An 18,240-nucleotide genomic window follows, 5' to 3' on the forward strand; every position below is an offset into this window, starting at 1 on the left:
TTCAGTTTAATGCATTTAGAACTTAATTTCTGCAGTTGCCATTGCAGAGCGTGCCAAACCTAACTGCACGCGTGCGCCACTGTTGTTCATCGTGTTGATATATTCTTTATCGAATAAGTTGTAAACATTCAGGCGGAGGTTAACGTTCTGGTTCACTGCATAAGCCACCATCGCGTCGAATACAGTGTAAGACGGGATCTCAGGCATGTTATTCAGGCTTGCTGGCGTATTGGTAGTCACCAAACGCTTTTGTTCACCCATATAACGTGCACCACCACCGATGCTGAAATCGTTCCAGGAGTACTGCGTCCACAAAGTCGCACTGTAATTAGGAACCCAGCGCACCGCATTTGTGTTAACGCCGACATTGCTCTGCTGTTCAAGTGCTTTGGCGTTTAACTTGGTGAAGCCTGTGCTGATTTGCCAGTTTTCTGTGATTTGGCCGACTGCAAACAACTCATAGCCTGACACACGTGTTTTGCCGGATTGCGCAGGATTGCCCAGGTCATCAAATGAAGTTTGCTTATCATTTTCAGTTCTGAACAATGCAGCGCTTACATTCAACTGTTTGTTGAGTAAGTCCCACTTTGTGCCTAATTCATAGTTATCCGTTTTTTGTGGATCTAATGCAGCGTTGTTTTGGTTATTAGCAGTACCTGACAAAGCAAAGTTGGCGCTGGCTGGCGGTGTATATGAGCTGCCATAGGCCAGATAAACACTGCCGTTTGTCGCGGGCTTGTACAATACGCCTGCCTTATAGCTTGCCAGGTTATCTGAATCGCTCAAATTGAAAGGCGTTAACGTTGTGATTGCAGGAACAGGGTTGCCGGTTGGCAGTACTGAAGCGCCAGTGGCCCTCGTGTCATAACGTTCAAAACGTACGCCACCATTCACCTGCCATTGGTCGTTCAAATCAATGGTATCGAATGCATATACAGCCATGGTCGAGGTGCGACCGTCTACATCAGCATGGTTGGCATAAGGCTTGCCCAGTGGATCACTGTCATTCGGGGTGTACAGGTTGGCATTCGGGTTCACCGTTGCGGTATAGACCACGCCGCTAGTAGTAGTGGCTGCCGTACCATAGCCTTTGCTTTTTTGTCTTTCGTAGATGAACTCGACACCGCCAGTGAAGGAGTTTTTGAAACCAGCCAGATCAAAAATGCTATTCAAGCTGGTTTGGTTGATCAAGATTTCGTCATCACGGTCTACGCGCTGGCGTGAACGTGCCAAAGTCCAAGTGTTGGGATTGGCTGGGTTTACGGCGGTGATCCCGTTGACACCGGTCAGCACGCGGTCTATGGATGATTGACCATAACGGGTGATATTGCGAATGGTGGTTTTATCAGAGAGGTCATACTCAAGTTTCGCAGTCAGCATGTCTGCGTCTATACGTTCATAGTCATTTTTACTGCCGTAGAAATTCTCTCGGTCAACTTTTGGCCCTGCATTAATAGCAGCATTTGCATTGTAAAAACCGCTCATTCCGATAGTAGAAATGCCACCATCTGGAGTGTTATCCTGGCGAATGTGCTGGCTGTAAAAATAGCCACGTGCATCTGTGCCTAAGCCAAAAGCGATAGAAGGTGCAATCGAGAAGTTCTGGTTATCCACTTCGTCGCGTTTAGGCACATTGCCTTCCGTGATCAAACCATTCAGGCGAACAGCAATGGTATCGCTAAGTGCCTGGTTTAGATCTACAGTTACGCGCTTTCTTTGGGCAGTGCCATAGCCAACTGTTGCGTAGTTGCTATTAGTCAGAGTTGGCAGCTTGGTGATTAAGTTGATATATCCTGAGGCAGCTCCGCGACCAATATCCGCGCCCGCCGGACCTTTAACGACTTCTACTTGCTCAGTGTTGAAAATGTCGCGTGATACGGCACCGAGATCACGAATGCCATCGACGAATAACTGGTTGGAAGCATTGAAGCCGCGCATCGAGAATGTGTCACCAGTCGATGAATTGCCGTTTTCACCTTGTTGAATAGTGATGCCTGGTGTATTGCGTAAAGCATCAACCAAAGTAAATACACCTTGTTCTGTCAGCAATTCTTTTTTGATGATTTGCACAGTTTGCGGGGTGTCAATCAATGGCTTGGTGAATTTGGTGTTAGCAGAAGTATCAGCCTTAAAAGGGGCAACTTCCTTTTTGGATTTAACAGCTACTTCAGGTAACTGGGCTGCTTCTTCTGCTGCAAAGGCAGTCATTGAAAAAGTGGCAGCAACTAAAGCTGCGATGCGCGCTGGATGATGCTTGCGGCTGCGAATATGACTCATCTTCTTTCCTCAAATAATGTTCTCGCTGGCTTTAGGGGAAACCTTAGGCTGGCACGATGGGGCTTTAATACAATATTTTTTAGAATTGACGCAGATACAAATCCTTACAAAACGTCTTTGCTTATTGCTATGCAAGCAGGTGTTTTTGAGAGATGATTCGCGCTTTATTTGCGAGCGTTGACTTTTGGGAGTCAATTAAGTAATTCGTGCGATTAACACAGAGAATTCACTGCTCGTTACAACTGATATTGATTAGCTTGACTCATTCAATAAGGTTCGCTTTTCAAAATGTATCAGAATGTATAAATATGTATCAAAGAGATAATGATAACGTTTCTCATTTATAATTGCAATATTTATGTATGGCATAAACTACTTGCAGCCGGCGTGTCTACGCTGGCTGTTTTGGTTATTAATAGAGTAAGTTGGTTTAAAAATTAAATGAATAAGCATCTGCTTTTAATTGCATTAGCAAGTCTGAGTATGTGTCTGCATGCCGATGAGTCCATTTGGTATAAAGATGGTGATCCGCTGAAAACTCAGATTGAAGCGATGCCAAGGATTCCCGAAGGTTACCGGGGGACTAGCTCGCCTTGTGCGCAGCTGGACTTGAATAAACCACTCACCTTGGCTGAAGTGGCAGATGCAAGTTTATGCAATAACCCGCAGACGAGTGAAATCTGGGCCAGTGTCCGGGTGCAGGCAGCGCAACTGGGTGTTGCCAAATCTGCTTACCTACCTACAGTGACGGATAATGTATCCAGCAATTTGAATGTTTTGAGCCCCGAATCTGCAACGCGTAGCAATCCATCACTTAATTTAAGCAATAGCCTGGTGGCAAGTTATCTTTTATATGATTTCGGCAATCGAAACGCCAACCTGGAAAATGCGCGCCAGTTATTACTATCCGCCAGTGCGAGTCAAAGTAGTGTGGTGCAGCAAATTCTGTTGCTTTCTACAGTGGCCTATTACCAGGTGCAGGCAAACATCGCTGCCCTGAATGCCGCGCGCGAGGCCGAGCGTGCCGGAGAAGAAAGTTATAAAGCGGCCAATGCGCGCTACCGGGCCGGAGTGGCGACGCCAGCGGATATGCTGCAGGCGCAGACAGCATTTGCACAATTTACACTGGCGCGTATTACCAACGAGGGAAATCTCCAGATCGCTTATGGCAACCTGGTGAATGTCATGGGCTTGCCAGCCCAGCAAAAGGTGGAGTTGATCAGTGCAACGAATGATGCACCTTCCACTATCCTGGAAGATGTGAATGCGTTGATTGAGCAGGCCGGCACGCGCAGGCCGGACCTAGTTGCCAGTGAAGCGCAGGTAAAAGCGGCACAGGCGAATATAGATGCCAGTAAAGCTGCTACCAAACCGACGATTTTTGTTTCGGTTTCCAACGGGTTGCAGGATGGTACCCAGCTGAGTTCAAGCAATAACTCAACCTTGGGGTTGACAGTGTCTATCCCCATTTTTGCGGGTTACGCCCCTACCTATCGCATCCGCGCCGCCGAAGCGACCGCCGACTTGCGTGCGGCACAACGTGACCGCTTGCGTTTGCAGATTTCGCTGGATGTCTGGAATGCCTACCAGAATCTGCGCACAGCCTTGCAATCGATTAATGCCACCAAGGTATTGCTGGAAAGCGCAGAGCAATCTTACCGGGTGGCTTTGGGGCGTTACAAGGCCGGTGTCGGCAATATCATCGATACGCTGAATGCACAAAGTGCGCTGGCAAACGCACGCCAGCAAAATATACAGGCCGGGCTGAATTCAAACATAGCACGCGCAACCCTGGCGCAAGCCATGGGTGCGCTGGATAATGCAATGATTCAATCGCTGCCTAATGCCACGCTCCCGGCCAACAATTAATCAGAACTTCACCTATTCAATATTATGAAATTACTCAAAAAAATTGTTGTGTTTGTTTTATTGGCAGTTGCTGCCGCTGGGGCTTATTACTATTACCAGAAAACGCATCAACCCAAGCCTGAAGACTTATATCGCCTCGATGAAGTCACTCGTGGTGATATTGAACAAACCGTGTCAGCGAACGGCACATTAAACCCAGTCAGCCTGATCAGTGTCGGTACCCAGGTTTCCGGAATTGTGCGTAAATTGTATGTGGATTTTAACGACCAGGTAAAAAAAGACCAGGTGTTGCTGGAGCTGGATAGTGCGTTGTTCAATGCCCAGATTGTCCAATCGCAAAACAGTGTGCGTAACAACCAGGCCAGCGTTGAGCTGGCGGTGGCAAATGAAAAGCGCATGCGCGAGTTGTATGAGCAAGATTTTGTATCCAAACAGGAGCTGGATACCGCAGTGCAAGTGATGAAATCAGCAAAAGCGCAATTAGAAAGTGCACGTGGCTTGTTGGCACGTGACCAGACCAATCTGAATTTTACGATTATCCGTTCACCGGTGTCAGGCGTGGTCATTAACCGTGTAGTAGATGTCGGCCAAACCGTAGCCGCCAGTTTCCAGACTCCAACCCTGATCCAGATTGCGCAGGACCTGGCAAAAATGCAGATCGATACCAGCTTTGCCGAGGCGGATATCGGCAAAATAAAAGTCGGGCAAAAGGTCAGCTTTAACGTGGATGCTTTCCCAAACCGTAATTTTGAAGGCGTAGTCAAACAGGTGCGCCTGAATTCAACCAACACTTCCAATGTGGTGACATACAACGTTGTCGTTTCTGTCGATAACCAGGATTTAACCTTGTTGCCCGGGATGACGGCCTACGTGAATATTGCCGTCGAGCATGTGAAACAAACAATGTTGGTGCCGAATGCAGCGTTAAGATATAAACCCAAACAGGATGCTGATGCCGGCAAAGACGACAAACAAAAAGAAAACGCTGGCGACAAGAAAGATGAGGCTGCCGGTGATAAAAACGGCCCTGGTGGCGAAAAGCGTGGTGAACGAGGTGCACGACGCGGGGAGAATGGCGGTGGCGAAGGCCGGTGGAGCCGGGGAGGTCTAGGCCGCGGCGATGGTGGCGGTGAAGGCAGAGGCGAACGCCGTGGCAAACGTCCAGGTGGCGGCAACATGGGTAAAGTCTATGTGTTAAGAGAAGGCAAGCCGACCATGGTCAGAGTGCGCGTCGGCATCACCGATGGCCGCTCAACAGAAATTCACAGCCGTGACCTGGCGGTGGGCGATAAGATTATTGTCAGCGAATTGCAGCCTGACAACCAGCAAAAACCGGGTGGAAATAACAATAATGCCCGTGGACCCAGAATGTTTTAACGGGTAACCAGATGAGTCAAAAAAATGTGATTGAGGTCAGCCATCTGTATAAAGAATACCAGACGGCTGCCGGACCATTCCCGGTACTGAAAGATGTCAATTTGCGTATTGCCGAGGGTGATTACGTCGCCATCATGGGACCGTCTGGCTCAGGTAAATCCACTTTCATGAATATTCTTGGCTGCCTGGATAAGCCTACGTCTGGCAAATATGTGCTGGATGGGCATGCGGTAGCAACCATGGAAGCGAATGCGGTGGCCGGCGTGCGCAACCAGACCATAGGCTTTGTGTTTCAGGGCTTTAACCTGCTGGCGCGTTCCAGCCTGCTCGATAATGTCGGCCTGCCGCTGGTGTATTCTGGTATTGAAAAGACCGAGCGGCATGCGCGGGCCAAAGTGCTGCTGGAAAAGGTGGGACTCAGCAAGCATATACATTCACGGCCGAACCAGATTTCCGGTGGTCAACAGCAACGGGTGGCCATTGCGCGTGCGCTGGTCAATACGCCCAGCCTGATTCTCGCCGATGAACCGACCGGCAACCTGGATAGCGTGACCAGCGAAGAAATCATGGCACTGTTTGGACAGCTGAATAAAGAAGGCATTACCATCGTGCTGGTTACCCATGAAAACGATATTGCCGAGCATGCCAAACGGCAAGTGCGTTTTCTGGATGGCGAAATCGTGCAGGATACCCTGACACAATCTCAGCCGGAGGGTGCTAGTGAACAGTCTGAATAAATGCACTGTCATGGATTTCGCCTGGCCACTATTAATGATTGAAATGAAATATTCAAAGCTTGATTCTTATCCAACCGGAACCTTCATCGTGATGCAAGGATGGCAGCATGTTTAGCGCCATGTTAGGGGAAGCGTGGCATGCCATGGGTGCCAACCGCTTGCGCACCTTTTTAACCATGTTGGGGATGGTGATTGGTGTAGGTGCTGTGGTATTGATGATGGCCATCGGACAAGGGGCAGAAGCCTCCGTCAAGCGTTCCATCAACGCTATGGGTAGTAACCTGTTTGTAGTGTTGTCAGGCCCTCCCCGTATGGGTGGAGTCCGTTCTGCTACCGGTAATGCGCCGTCACTGAATATAAAAGATGCCAATGCAATTGCTGAATTAAGCGATGTGGCGGGTGTCGCGCCGGTGACTATGGGTAAGTCACAAATTGTTTATGCCAGTAATAACTGGAATACCGACATCATTGGCACCACACCCAGTTATTTTGATGTGCGTTCCTGGAATATGTCTGCCGGCTATGCATTTTCTGATTCGGATGTGCGTTCCGCAACCCGCGTAGCTTTGATAGGCCAAACGGTAGTGCAGAACATTTTCGGGGACGATATTGACCCTGTTGGCCAGACCATCCGGATCAACCAGCGCCCGTTTGTTGTGCTGGGTGTGCTGGCCAGTAAAGGGCAAACGCTGGATGGTCGTGACCAGGATGACACCATCATCGTGCCGCTGACCACTGCACAACGTAAGTTATTCGGTAACCAGCTGCCAGGCAGCGTGCGCCAGATTATTGTGCAAGCCAATTCAGACAAAGTCATGAGCATGGTTGAAGAGTCCATGAATAGCCTGCTGAATCAGCGGCACAACATCCGCGAAGGCGCTGACAGTGATTTCTCTGTGCGCAACCTGACCGCCATCGCTAATTCCGCTGCTGAAACTGCACGTACCATGTCATTGCTTTTAGGCGCGATTGCCTCCGTATCATTGCTGGTGGGTGGCATCGGCATTATGAATATCATGCTGGTGTCGGTGACTGAACGTACGCGTGAGATTGGCATACGCATGGCGATTGGTGCCCGTGAGCGCGACATCCTGCTGCAATTCCTGCTGGAAGCGGTGATGATTTCTATCGTAGGTTGCTTGATCGGGATTGTGATTGGGATAGGCGGAGCAGTATTAGTCAGTTTGCTTACCCAGGCGGAAGTGATTGTGTCCAGTGACTCGGTGTTAATCGCCTTCAGTGTGGCTGCCACCATTGGTATTTTTTTCGGCTTTTATCCTGCAAGAAAAGCTGCCAAATTGAACCCGATAGAAGCATTGCGCTATCAGTAATACTTACGCCTTACACAAGTCGAAGCCGGGAAATTAATCCATTTCAATCGGCGGTGCGACTTTTAAAACCTCAGCTACCGTGGTCATGCCAGCGGCAACCTTTTCAGCGCCGTTCAGCATTAATGGCTGCAACCCGGCCTGCGTCGCTGCCTGGCGCAGTTGTAATAAATCAGTCTCTGGTGTAATCAGTTTGCGGATGGCTGGCGTGAGCGTGAGCATTTCATAAATGCCGGTGCGCCCGCGATAGCCAGTGTGACGACATTCCTGGCAACCGACCGCTTTCATGACCTTATTGGGCTTGGCTGCTTTAAACGGGCGCGTGATGCTGGCCCATTCGGCATTAGAAATCTCACCTTCGGTTTTGCAATGCGGACACAATGTGCGCACCAGGCGTTGTGCCATGATGCCGAGCACGCTGGAGTGGATCAGGTAAGCAGGCACACCCAAGTCAAGTAGACGTGTAATGGCAGACGGCGCGTCATTAGTGTGTAAGGTTGAAAGTACCAGGTGACCGGTCAGCGCCGCCTGAATCGCCATATCCGCTGTTTGCTGGTCGCGGATTTCGCCGACCATGATAATGTCCGGGTCCTGACGCATCAGCGTGCGTATACCTTCGGCAAACCCCAGTCCGATATTCTGTGTCACCTGCATCTGGTTAAATGCGGGTTCTATCATCTCGATCGGGTCTTCCACCGTACACACATTCACTTCATCGGTGGCCAGTTGCTTGAGTGTGGTGTACAGCGTGGTGGTTTTGCCGGAGCCGGTCGGACCTGTAACCAAAATAATCCCATTGGGATGGCTTGTCCATTGCGCCCATTGTTCACCCTGACGTTTGGAAAATCCCAACATCTGGAAATCCTGTACCAGAACATCCGGTTTGAAAATCCGCATCACCAGTTTTTCGCCGAAAGCGGTAGGCATGGTCGATAAACGTAATTCGATTTCCTTGCCATCGGTGTCCACGGTTTTAACGCGCCCATCCTGGGGGCGGCGTTTTTCTACCATGTCCATACGTCCCAGCAGTTTAATACGGCTGGTAATTGCGTTCATGATGTTGCTGGGCAACTGGTAAACCTGGTGCAATACGCCGTCGATACGTAAACGCATCAAGCCTAGATTTCGGCGCGGTTCAAGATGGATGTCACTGGCGCGCTGTTCAAACGCATATTTAAATAACCAGTCAACGATATTCACTACATGCTGTTCATTGGCATCCAGCTGGCGGTCTTTGCCTAGCTCGATCAGTTGCTCAAAATTCTGTACGCCGACAATCTGCCCGGCTTTAGCAACATTGGCCGATTGGATGGCGGAAGACAGCTTGTATAGTTCGGGCAAGTATCTCTGCAAATCCAGTGGGTTGACCATGACCACTTCAATCCGCAAATTGTGTATGCGTTCAAGGTCAAACACCCAATTCTGGTGGAAAGGATCGGCAGTCGCAATTTTAGCTACTCCGTCCTTGACCGAAATCGGCATAATGCGTAAACGCTCGGCGTAAGCCTGAGACACGATTTGGGTAGCCGAACTAAAGTCGAGTTTCAGGGGATCTATCTGATAGAAAGGTACTTTAGCCTTATAAGCAACATAGCGGCTAAGGTTATCCACAGTGAGCATTTGAGCGGGCTCCCGGTGGTCTTGCCACTTTTGTTCGGCAACGACGACAATCGGGTGGGTCTTTGAGCTATCGCGCTTGCGGTCTTGATGCAGTTTTTCTGCCATCACCTTCTCGATGCGTCCATCTGAGACCAGCATGCGCAGCAAATCACCCAGACGCAGACTTTCTAGGGATTTAGGTAATGAAAATGGGGCTGGAGTATTCATGACACTTCTAGGCTTAAGTATTAGCCTATGGTGCAAAAAGCATGCCACTGAAATATGGCAAGATTGGTCACTTTCCTGGGCTGACTCAGAGCTGCATCTGAATACGCATACTCAAATCAACAGCCTGAATATGCTTGGTCAGCCCGCCAATTGAAATCCGGTCAATACCAGTTTCTGCAATCGCGCGCACTGTAGTCAGATCCACATTGCCAGACGCTTCCAGCAAGGCACGTTTCTGCGTCGTTGTGACCGCTTTACGCAAATCATTCAGCGTAAAATTATCCAGAAGAATACTTTTCGCTCCGGCATCCAGTGCTTGTTGCAGTTCATCCAGTGTCTCGACCTCAATCTGGATATTCTCAGTCTCGCAGATATCAAATGCGGCTTTCAGCACAGACGCGATGGAGCCTGCGGCAGTAATATGATTTTCTTTGATTAATATGCCATCGTAGAGCGCGAGTCGCTGGTTGGCACCGCCGCCTGTGAGTACTGCATATTTTTGCGCCAGCCGCAGACCGGGCAAGGTCTTGCGCGTATCCAAAACCTTGGCAGGCAAATCCGCAATCCGTTCGGCATATTGCCGGGTGTGGGTAGCAACCGCAGATAATGTTTGCAGGAAGTTTAAAGCCGGGCGCTCGGCACTCAGCATGGCACGGGCATCGCCTTCTATGACTACCAGCGTCTGATTGGGCTGCACGAGATCGCCATCCTTAACGTGCCAATTTAAGGTGATTGTCGGGTCCAACTGCATGAAACATTGCTGTACCCAGGCACATCCACAAATTACAGCCTGTTCACGACTGATGATGGTCGCTGAAGCACGTGTGCCTGAAGGAATGAGGTCCGCAGTAAGATCACCTTTGCCTATGTCTTCCTGCAAAATCGCTTTAACCTGCTCGGCAATTAACACTGCATTCAGGTAAGGTGGCAAGGTTTGGTAGATCGAAGATTGTGTCATGAGGGTATCTACATGATTGAAAATTATGCATGGGACAATTTTAAGCCCATGCCAAAAGCTATTATAATAAATAGCGACCCGGGACATCAGTTTTTGTGACCGGCTTTTTTTCTTAAACAGCACCTTTCATTGGCAAACACACTATGCAGCTTTTATATACGGTTAACAGTCCTTATGCACGCAAGGTTCGCATCGTTGCCATCGAAAAACACATTGATCTCACATTAACTAGTGTCTTGCTGGCTGAGCCTGACTGTCCTGTCAGTCAATTCAACCCGCTGGGCAAAGTGCCGGTGCTGGTGCTGGATGATGGTGAAAGCCTTTATGACTCGCGTGTCATCGTCGAATACCTGGATCACCGTACGCCAGTGGCTCATTTGATTCCACAGGATCATCTGGCCAAAATCAAAGTGCGTCGCTGGGAGGCCTTGGCTGATGGTGTCTGTGATGCAGCGGTTGCGGTGATGCAGGAACAGCGTAAACCTGAAGCGCAGCAAACAAGCGCCTGGATAGAGAAGCAAATGGCTAAAGTAGTCGCCGGCCTGACGGCATTAGATAACGATCTCCTCAAGAAAAAGTGGTGTGTCAATGAAACATTCAGCCTCGCCGATATTGCCTTGGGTACCACGCTGGGTTATATCGATTTGCGTTTCAAGAGTACCCAATTAGAGGGTAAATACTGGCAGGAGAAGTTTCCTAACCTTGCCAAACATTATGGCGTGCTGGTCAAGCGCCCAAGCTTCAAACAGACCATGCCACAACCCTAGAAAAACAGCTTCCAATCAATAGCACTCTTTGAGCTGTTATCTTTTCTATTGCACTAAGACTGCAATCACATTTAGCTAAGTTGAATTGTCATTTCAATTTAGCCTCTAATTCCGCTAGCCATCGATCACGTTAAATGTTGTAAAAAGTTCCATTGATCACTATAAGTCATTAATTTGGCATTGATAATACAAATGATAATTGTTATCATTTGAGAATATAGTATTTAGTAACGGTTAAAAACTTCGTGATGGATGCCAGCGTGCCACTAAAAAAAAGATTGCTTGAATTAGTCGATGAGCTAATTGCGCATGATGGTTTTGGCAGCATCAAGGTAGATATTCGTCTTTTAAAGCGCGGTCAGAAGGAAGTGATTATTGATTGCGGAAAGCAATATCGATTTGTGGTGGATTTTCAGCCTGCTGCAGAACTAGCTGACAGCAAGTAGCTCGCTAGTTAGTTGAATTAAATCGGGGGATATTTCCCCAAAAGTTCCGACGGCATGGGGCCGTGGAAATGTTGAGTTGAGTAGTTCGCCCGCAAGCGCCTTCATGAGGAAGGGTCAACGGCATTATCCATGGCACCTTGTTTCTACTTGGGTTTCTACCTAGGTTTCTACGTGGTATTGCATGCTTATGTTCATAAGCATCATCTCGCCTCTGATTACATACTCAACAAGACATTAAAAGATTCGTTTATCTGCAGGACTTATGTCTTGTAGAGCAGCATATGCTGCAAACGAGCATGCTAGCTACCTCTAACTAGGAGAAGAGGGGTAGCTGGTTTAATGGGCTTGTGCCCGTATGACTATGGAGAAGAAAAAATGATGAATCAACTAAGTTTCAAACCCCTCTCAATCGTTGCATTGACTGCATTTAGCCTGAATATCGCCCCTGCATTCGCTGCGACACCCACCGGTATTCAGGATGCGATTCCTGTAGCTAAATCGCTGAATGGTATTAAAAAGGATGACGGCTGGTATAACCTGAGCTCTGCTTCCAAAACCAAAACAGTGGATGGTACTCCAGTCACGATTGCTGGTATCCCTGGTGGCGGCTTCCCAGGCATGGCTCCATTGCCAAACGTGATCTCGCAAGTCAGCTCTGATAATGATAGTTCAGCAACCTTCAGAAAAGTGAGTAATGGCGCAACAGGTGGGGCCTTTCCTTCGAGTGACAGCCTCTATGCAGGCTCTTTCAGCGGTGCTTTCAATGTTAACGGTGGCAAGCTGGGTGTGTTTGAAACTGCGCCAGTGGACAATCTGGCCAATGTGGTGTTCCAGGTCGAAATTGGCGGTGCCAATGGTTACGATTTCTACCAGCCTTCTGTGGGCAATACAACCACAATTGGTGACGCTTCAACGCATGCGGCAGGTGCTTTAGCCGTGACTAACTACTTCCCTACGCTGAACCTGACTTTCAGCAATAACACAACCACGCAGTTGACTGCCAACTGGGCTGAACTGAGCACCAAAGGCGAGAACGGTACAACAAGTGCTGGAGGTACAGAAGAACCGATCTACATCAATCTCTATGCATTCCAGTGGGATTTAAGTGGCTACAGCAATATTTCATCATTCAATGTGACTTTCGATGTCGTCGCACACAGCCAAACTTATGCAGCCCGCCTGACACAGAGCGACACTTTCAATCAAGTGGTTGCGGTACCAGTGCCTGAGCCAGAGTCATATGCCATGGTCCTTGCCGGATTAGGCTTGGTCGGTTTTGTGGCGCGCCGTCGCCGTCATGTTTAAACACTTAAGCCTATCTATGTAGTAGTGATAAAGGCCCTGTCAATACGTGCAGGTCTTTTGTCGCTTCAGGCAACCTCGGAAACCCGCCGGGCGCTCCGCTAAGTGTTAAAGGTGTTTGTCCATGTTTTTTACATGGAAATTGAATACTCAACGGTGTGAGTCCGTGAGGCTTATTTTGAGGTATATGGCGTATCACCTTCAAGAGGAAGGGACTTATGCGCTGTAAGAGGAGATTTATAAAATGAAATTATCAGCTTTGGTTTTGGCATTTGGTTTTGCCTTTAGTGGATCAGCATTTGCAACAGCAGGTGTTTGGGATACGGCAGCACCTTGGAGCACAACAACGCAATATGCCGAATGGAACACATTTGAAAGCACAGCACTTAGTACAGGTGATACCACCCCTGAAATAGCTTTATCAGCAGGAACGACAGCATCTCTAAAAGAAACAACTGGCGGCGCATTCTTAGTGGGCGGCAATGTATATAGTTTCGCTGTAGCTACACAATTTACTGCAACTTTAAGCGGCACAGCAGGTGGATTGTATGATGTTTATTTGCGTATAGGTACGGTAGGTAATACAGCATCTCAAGCATCTGCGTTCTTGAATGGCCAGGCAGCAAGTCAAGTGGTAGTGCAAAAGACTGAGTCGCAAGGTGACTTTGGCGGATTTGGTACATCTTATGAGCAAGAGTTGTACTGGAAATGGACTGGTGTAACAGGCTCAAACCTGTATACCTTTAATTTCGGAGCCTCTTCATCAAGCATGAGTTTGGATCAACTTGCTTTAGCCACTGTTTCTGTCCCAACAGTGACGCCAGTGCCTGAGCCAGAAACCTACGGCATGATGGCGCTCGGGCTTGGCCTGGTAGGTGTGATTGCAAGACGTCGCACTAGCACAAGCAATACCTGATTTCGATTTATGCAACTAAACAAAGGGGCTGATTCAGCCCCTTTGTTTCAATTAATACTTCTAGTAGTAAAGCGCTCATGATGGAATGCCTCGATCAACGGCAACGTAGAAATAAAATTAATAACCATTATTCTTCAATGATGGGTGCATTTCAGTTATTTATTTGCATTCTATTTATTTCATTCAGCCATATTAATTTTGCTGCAGATCAAATAAGCCGCGATGAGAACACCTCCAACCAGGAAAATACCCAGTCTAAAAATGATCAGGATGATCAGCCGATAAACAAATCGGAGAGTGTTGATACATTGCCCGAGGTGTCCGTCACTGATACCAGGGTTAAAGAGGAGTCTGGCATCAATCCTACATTGCCGATTACCACAATCACAAGTGAGCAGTTGCAACGCACGCAGCCGAGCAACATTTTTGAGGCTGTAAAATCTGCGCCAGGTGTATCAATTACAGGGGGGCCAAGACCAAGTGGTATGGCTTTTAGTATTCGGGGTTATACGGATAATGAAGATGTAATGGTGAAAGTTGATGGGGCGCCTAAAGGATTTGAAAAGTATCGAATGGGGGGTACTTTTGTAGAGCCCGAGTTATTAAAAAGTATTGAAATCCAACGCGGTCCACAAATTACCAGCGGTTCAGGTTCTTTAGGGGGCACGATTATCGCCCAAACAAAAAATGCGGCTGATTTGTTAAAGCCCGGCCAGAAATTTGGTGCCAAAGCCAAGTTCGGTTATGGCAATAACAATGATGAATACTCTCGTTCTTATATGATGTATGCCCGACCCGAGGAACGGGTAGATATTTTATTCAACTACTCTAATCGCCAGGCGAATAACATCACGCTTGCAAATGGAGATAAATTAGATAGTTCTGCAATCCAGTCTATCTCCCAATTGCTCAAAGTTTCCATTTTTCCACGGGAAGATTTGGAACTTAGCACTTCATTAGTCACCTTTGATGATAGCGGGTTGCAACCTTATGACGCAACTGGCGGGCAACCAGGTACCTTCGGCACTGTGATACGAAGTATTGATGATTTTAGCTGGACTCAAACCATGCTTTATACGCCTGATCATCCTTGGGTTAATCTGAAAGCTGTATTGGGCAGAGGGCATACAAAGTTACATGATCTGCTGCAGCCTGGCAAATCATCGATAAATCCGTGCAATGTCAGCACTTGCACAAACATGAATGATTATTATGATTACAAAACAAAGACTGTGGATTTAAGTAATATCTCCACGATTTTTAAAGCTGATTCAATGTTAATAGCCGTGTTAACCGGTTATCAATACAATGAAAGTGAAAGAGACGTAGAACGCTTTCTTGAAAATCCCGCCAGCCCTTTGGCAAGTGGTTATCCCAATGGCTTCAATCCTTCTGCACCTCCAGGCAAACGTTCTTACAATGCATTTTATATTCAGCCACATTTTCAGATTGGACAAGTAAGTATCAAACCAGGGTATCGAAGGGATGATTATAAGATTGAAGCAGACGGTGGCACTCTGGACTTGCTTGCTCCTTTTAAACAAGCCAGTAAAAATGAATTTACTGAAGAAACCTGGAGCTTGGGCTTAGCTTACGATTTCTTCCCTCGTGCCAGTCCCAAGCAATTGACAGTCTATAGCAATTACGGTCAAGGATTTCGTCCAGCATTAATAGATGAGTCGTTTACACAAGGCACATTCAGCAGATGCCGACGATTAGGCGCACTTTTGATTCCTGGAGTTTCAATGCCAGACGGCCCACCCTCTGGTATTTGTGGTGATCTTTATCAATCTCAGACTTCTGAGTCCACCGAAGTCGGCATGAGCTATCAAGATCCTCATCTAATGGGGACTGATATTGGCCTTACCAGCAAAATTAACTTTTATCACATCTATACTTCGCATTTACTTTCATCCTTGCGTGAGAACGATGACAGGAGCATCACACAAAAAGGTTGGGAAAGAAGAAATGGAATAGAGGTAGAAGGTTTTGTTCAATACCATGGTATATATATGCGCGGCGCATATTCACGAATAAATGGAAATCTTTTTGACGGAGGGCGTTTTGTTCCACTGTATACCATTCCTGGCAATACCTTGAATATTAATTTGGGGGCGTCGTTAACTAAGACTTTGGACTTTAATGTCACTTACAGGAAGATTTCAGATAGGAATATAATTGTCGGTGGCGGTAATACCACTGATTATGTTTTTGGCACGCAGGACGGCTATGAAATCTGGAATGCCGGGGTACATTGGCAAGCTACTCCACAATTGGGAATGCGACTGATAGGGGAAAATTTGACCAATAAAGAGTATCGTCTCGACGCTGCTATGGGTGGATTGGGAATTTTTGCTCCGGGGAAAAACGTTAAATTCTTTGTCGAGTTAATGTATTGAATGAAATTAAAAAGCCTCAGAATCTCTGAGGCTTTTCTATATTTAGATGATATATTTGTTTAAAGCGGTGCAACATCATCATCACCGAGCAGGGTATGCAGATTATTTTTATGGCGTAATGTCTGGCGTTCATTCAGGCGTTTTTGCGCTGCACTTGGGAAGTCAGTATAACTTATCAGGCTGCGCTCGATCAGAATGCCGATCAAGTCTTCAAGTACGCGCGCAAGCTGGATATCGCTTTCACGGAAGGTGTGGTGTTTCTTAAGTTCTTCATCCAGAAAATTCAAATAATCGGCATCTGAGTTTTCTACCTGTACCCAGTCAGCCGAAACCTGAGTATCCGGACTTGCGGCAATAATTGCACCTTCTTTATTTTTAAGTATGTAGGCCATCAGGTGTCATTCCTTGTCACTTTAGGTGTGAGTTATTGTTTATCAGGGAAGCAGAAGCAATAACCATGCCTTTTGATTGCTTAAATCGCGCCATTAATGATGCCACCACCCAGGCAAACATTGCTTTCATAAACGACCACACTTTGTCCTGGCGTAATCGCCCATTGATGCTGACCAAAGCGGATGGTCGCTTCCTCATCATTCACCGCATCGACTTCGCATGGCGCATCCGGCTGGCGATAGCGGGTTTTGGCCGCGTAAACCCAATTGGTGCGTGGCTGTTCGCCGCTGATCCAATGCAATTGCCCGGCGGTCAGGCCATCACTTTGCAGCAGTGGGTGATCGTGTCCTTGCACTACAATCAGTTCATTGCTGACCATGTCTTTGCCTGCTACAAACCAAGGTTCACCATTGCTGTCGCGGCTACCACCGATTTTTAAACCCTGACGCTGGCCTAATGTGTAATACATCAAACCTTCGTGCTCACCGACCACCTTACCTTCAGGGGTGCGCATGATGCCGGGCTGTCTTGGCAGGTAGCGTTGCAGGAATTCCTGGAACGGGCGTTCGCCGATAAAACAAATCCCGGTGGAGTCCTTTTTTTCGGCATTGATCAGCCCATGCTCGCGCGCGATCTCACGCACTTCACGCTTCAGATATTTACCCAACGGAAATAATGTTTTAGATAACTGTGCCTGGTTCAGGCGTGACAGGAAATAGCTTTGATCCTTGCTGCCGTCATCTGCTTTCAGCAACTGATAGTTACCTGGTTGAATCGGGTTCTCACGAACCTGGGCATAGTGACCAGTGGCAATCAAATCTGCTCCCAGGCTCATCGCATGGTCTAAAAATGCCTTGAATTTTATTTCTGCATTACACAGTATGTCAGGGTTAGGTGTACGGCCAGCCTGGTACTCTTCCAGGAAGTTAGTGAATACTCGCTCTTTGTATTCCTCACTAAAATTCACGGCTTCAATATCAATACCTATCTTGTCAGCGACAGACACGGCATCGATCAAATCCTGCTTCGAAGAACAGTATTCATCAGTGTCATCGTCTTCCCAGTTTTTCATGAACAAACCGGTGACATGATAGCCTTGTTGCTTTAGTAACAAAGCGGTTACAGAAGAATCAACGCCGCCGGACAGGCCGACGATCACATGTGGCTTACTCATAATGCCTGGCCCAAATGTTTCAAAATATCTAAAGAATAACGTTTGCCCGCCAGGTAATCCTGCACGCATAACAACACCTGCGGACTGCGCATCAACTTACCGTCGGCAGCGATCTCGGCTTCAGTTTTCCACACAGTGCGGAGTATGCCGTCGTCCAGCGCTAGTTCAGGATAATGTGTGCCCAGCTTGCCAGTGAAGGCGAAACGCAAATAGGTGATGCCATTGCCCGGATGCTGCCAGTGGTAAATGCCTACCAGTGCTTCTGGCGTAAAATCATACGCAGTTTCTTCCAGCGTTTCCCGAATCGTCGCTTCTATAATCGTTTCGTTTTCTTCGAGGTGACCGGCTGGCTGGTTAAAGCGATTGCCACGGTCAGTGGTTTCTTCAACCAGTAAAAACTTGCCGTGTTGTTCGATAATTGCCGCCACGGTGACGTTGGGTTTCCACTGCTGGGAGGACTTGGAAGAGGC

At 47.8% G+C, this 18,240-nt stretch carries 15 protein-coding genes; 9 read left to right on the forward strand and 6 right to left on the reverse strand.

What is annotated here, in order from left to right; genetic code table 11:
• Positions 1–15 precede the first annotated feature (15 nt).
• Positions 16–2,277, reverse strand: coding sequence for a catecholate siderophore receptor Fiu (locus ASG24_RS08010; protein WP_055869941.1), 2,262 nt, complete (start codon positions 2,275–2,277; stop codon positions 16–18).
• Between the two features lie 441 nt (positions 2,278–2,718).
• On the opposite strand from ASG24_RS08010, the gene ASG24_RS08015 reads away from it, so the two are divergent.
• The 4 genes from ASG24_RS08015 to ASG24_RS08030 all read left to right on the forward strand — a co-directional run bounded on the left by ASG24_RS08015 (position 2,719) and on the right by ASG24_RS08030 (position 7,591).
• Entirely contained in the window at positions 2,719–4,146 is a 1,428-nt protein-coding gene (locus tag ASG24_RS08015; protein ID WP_055869944.1) for a TolC family protein, read from the forward strand.
• 24 nt (positions 4,147–4,170) lie between these two features.
• Positions 4,171–5,523, forward strand: a complete 1,353-nt coding sequence (locus ASG24_RS08020; protein ID WP_055869947.1) for an efflux RND transporter periplasmic adaptor subunit — start codon at positions 4,171–4,173, stop codon at positions 5,521–5,523.
• An 11-nt stretch (positions 5,524–5,534) separates the two neighbouring features.
• Positions 5,535–6,260 (forward strand): ABC transporter ATP-binding protein, encoded by a 726-nt coding sequence (locus ASG24_RS08025; protein ID WP_055869949.1) that lies wholly within the window; start codon positions 5,535–5,537, stop codon positions 6,258–6,260.
• A 107-nt stretch (positions 6,261–6,367) separates the two neighbouring features.
• On the forward strand, positions 6,368–7,591 hold the full coding sequence (locus ASG24_RS08030; RefSeq protein WP_055869952.1) for an ABC transporter permease: 1,224 nt from the start codon (positions 6,368–6,370) through the stop codon (positions 7,589–7,591).
• 33 nt (positions 7,592–7,624) lie between these two features.
• Here the strand turns inward: ASG24_RS08030 and ASG24_RS08035 are convergent, their stop codons facing one another.
• Positions 7,625–9,415: a GspE/PulE family protein gene (locus ASG24_RS08035; protein WP_055869955.1), complete on the reverse strand. Its 1,791-nt coding sequence runs from the start codon at positions 9,413–9,415 to the stop codon at positions 7,625–7,627.
• Between the two features lie 85 nt (positions 9,416–9,500).
• The gene (nadC, locus tag ASG24_RS08040) at positions 9,501–10,373 is read right to left on the reverse strand and encodes a carboxylating nicotinate-nucleotide diphosphorylase (protein WP_055869958.1); all 873 of its coding nucleotides are present in this window, start codon (positions 10,371–10,373) and stop codon (positions 9,501–9,503) included.
• Positions 10,374–10,516: 143 nt separating this feature from the next.
• On the opposite strand from nadC, the gene ASG24_RS08045 reads away from it, so the two are divergent.
• The 5 genes from ASG24_RS08045 to ASG24_RS08065 all read left to right on the forward strand — a co-directional run bounded on the left by ASG24_RS08045 (position 10,517) and on the right by ASG24_RS08065 (position 16,203).
• On the forward strand, positions 10,517–11,140 hold the full coding sequence (locus ASG24_RS08045) for a glutathione S-transferase N-terminal domain-containing protein (protein WP_055869960.1): 624 nt from the start codon (positions 10,517–10,519) through the stop codon (positions 11,138–11,140).
• Positions 11,141–11,388: 248 nt separating this feature from the next.
• Entirely contained in the window at positions 11,389–11,586 is a 198-nt protein-coding gene (locus ASG24_RS08050) for a hypothetical protein (protein ID WP_055869963.1), read from the forward strand.
• A 375-nt stretch (positions 11,587–11,961) separates the two neighbouring features.
• Complete coding sequence (locus ASG24_RS14760; protein ID WP_235562355.1) at positions 11,962–12,891, forward strand: PEP-CTERM sorting domain-containing protein; 930 nt, start codon at positions 11,962–11,964, stop codon at positions 12,889–12,891.
• Between the two features lie 241 nt (positions 12,892–13,132).
• Positions 13,133–13,804 (forward strand): PEP-CTERM sorting domain-containing protein, encoded by a 672-nt coding sequence (locus ASG24_RS08060; protein ID WP_055869968.1) that lies wholly within the window; start codon positions 13,133–13,135, stop codon positions 13,802–13,804.
• A gap of 77 nt (positions 13,805–13,881) precedes the next feature.
• The gene (locus tag ASG24_RS08065; RefSeq protein WP_235562356.1) at positions 13,882–16,203 is read left to right on the forward strand and encodes a TonB-dependent receptor plug domain-containing protein; all 2,322 of its coding nucleotides are present in this window, start codon (positions 13,882–13,884) and stop codon (positions 16,201–16,203) included.
• A gap of 59 nt (positions 16,204–16,262) precedes the next feature.
• Here the strand turns inward: ASG24_RS08065 and ASG24_RS08070 are convergent, their stop codons facing one another.
• The 3 genes from ASG24_RS08070 to ASG24_RS08080 all read right to left on the reverse strand — a co-directional run bounded on the left by ASG24_RS08070 (position 16,263) and on the right by ASG24_RS08080 (position 18,198).
• Positions 16,263–16,595, reverse strand: a complete 333-nt coding sequence (locus ASG24_RS08070; RefSeq protein WP_055869971.1) for a hypothetical protein — start codon at positions 16,593–16,595, stop codon at positions 16,263–16,265.
• Between the two features lie 80 nt (positions 16,596–16,675).
• The gene (gene mnmA / locus ASG24_RS08075) at positions 16,676–17,770 is read right to left on the reverse strand and encodes a tRNA 2-thiouridine(34) synthase MnmA (protein ID WP_055827997.1); all 1,095 of its coding nucleotides are present in this window, start codon (positions 17,768–17,770) and stop codon (positions 16,676–16,678) included.
• Positions 17,767–18,198: an NUDIX hydrolase gene (locus ASG24_RS08080; RefSeq protein WP_055869974.1), complete on the reverse strand. Its 432-nt coding sequence runs from the start codon at positions 18,196–18,198 to the stop codon at positions 17,767–17,769. The genes mnmA and ASG24_RS08080 overlap by 4 nt, the downstream gene beginning before the upstream one ends.
• Positions 18,199–18,240: the final 42 nt, after the last annotated feature.

This window comes from Methylophilus sp. Leaf414 (assembly GCF_001425425.1).
GTDB lineage: Bacteria > Pseudomonadota > Gammaproteobacteria > Burkholderiales > Methylophilaceae > Methylophilus.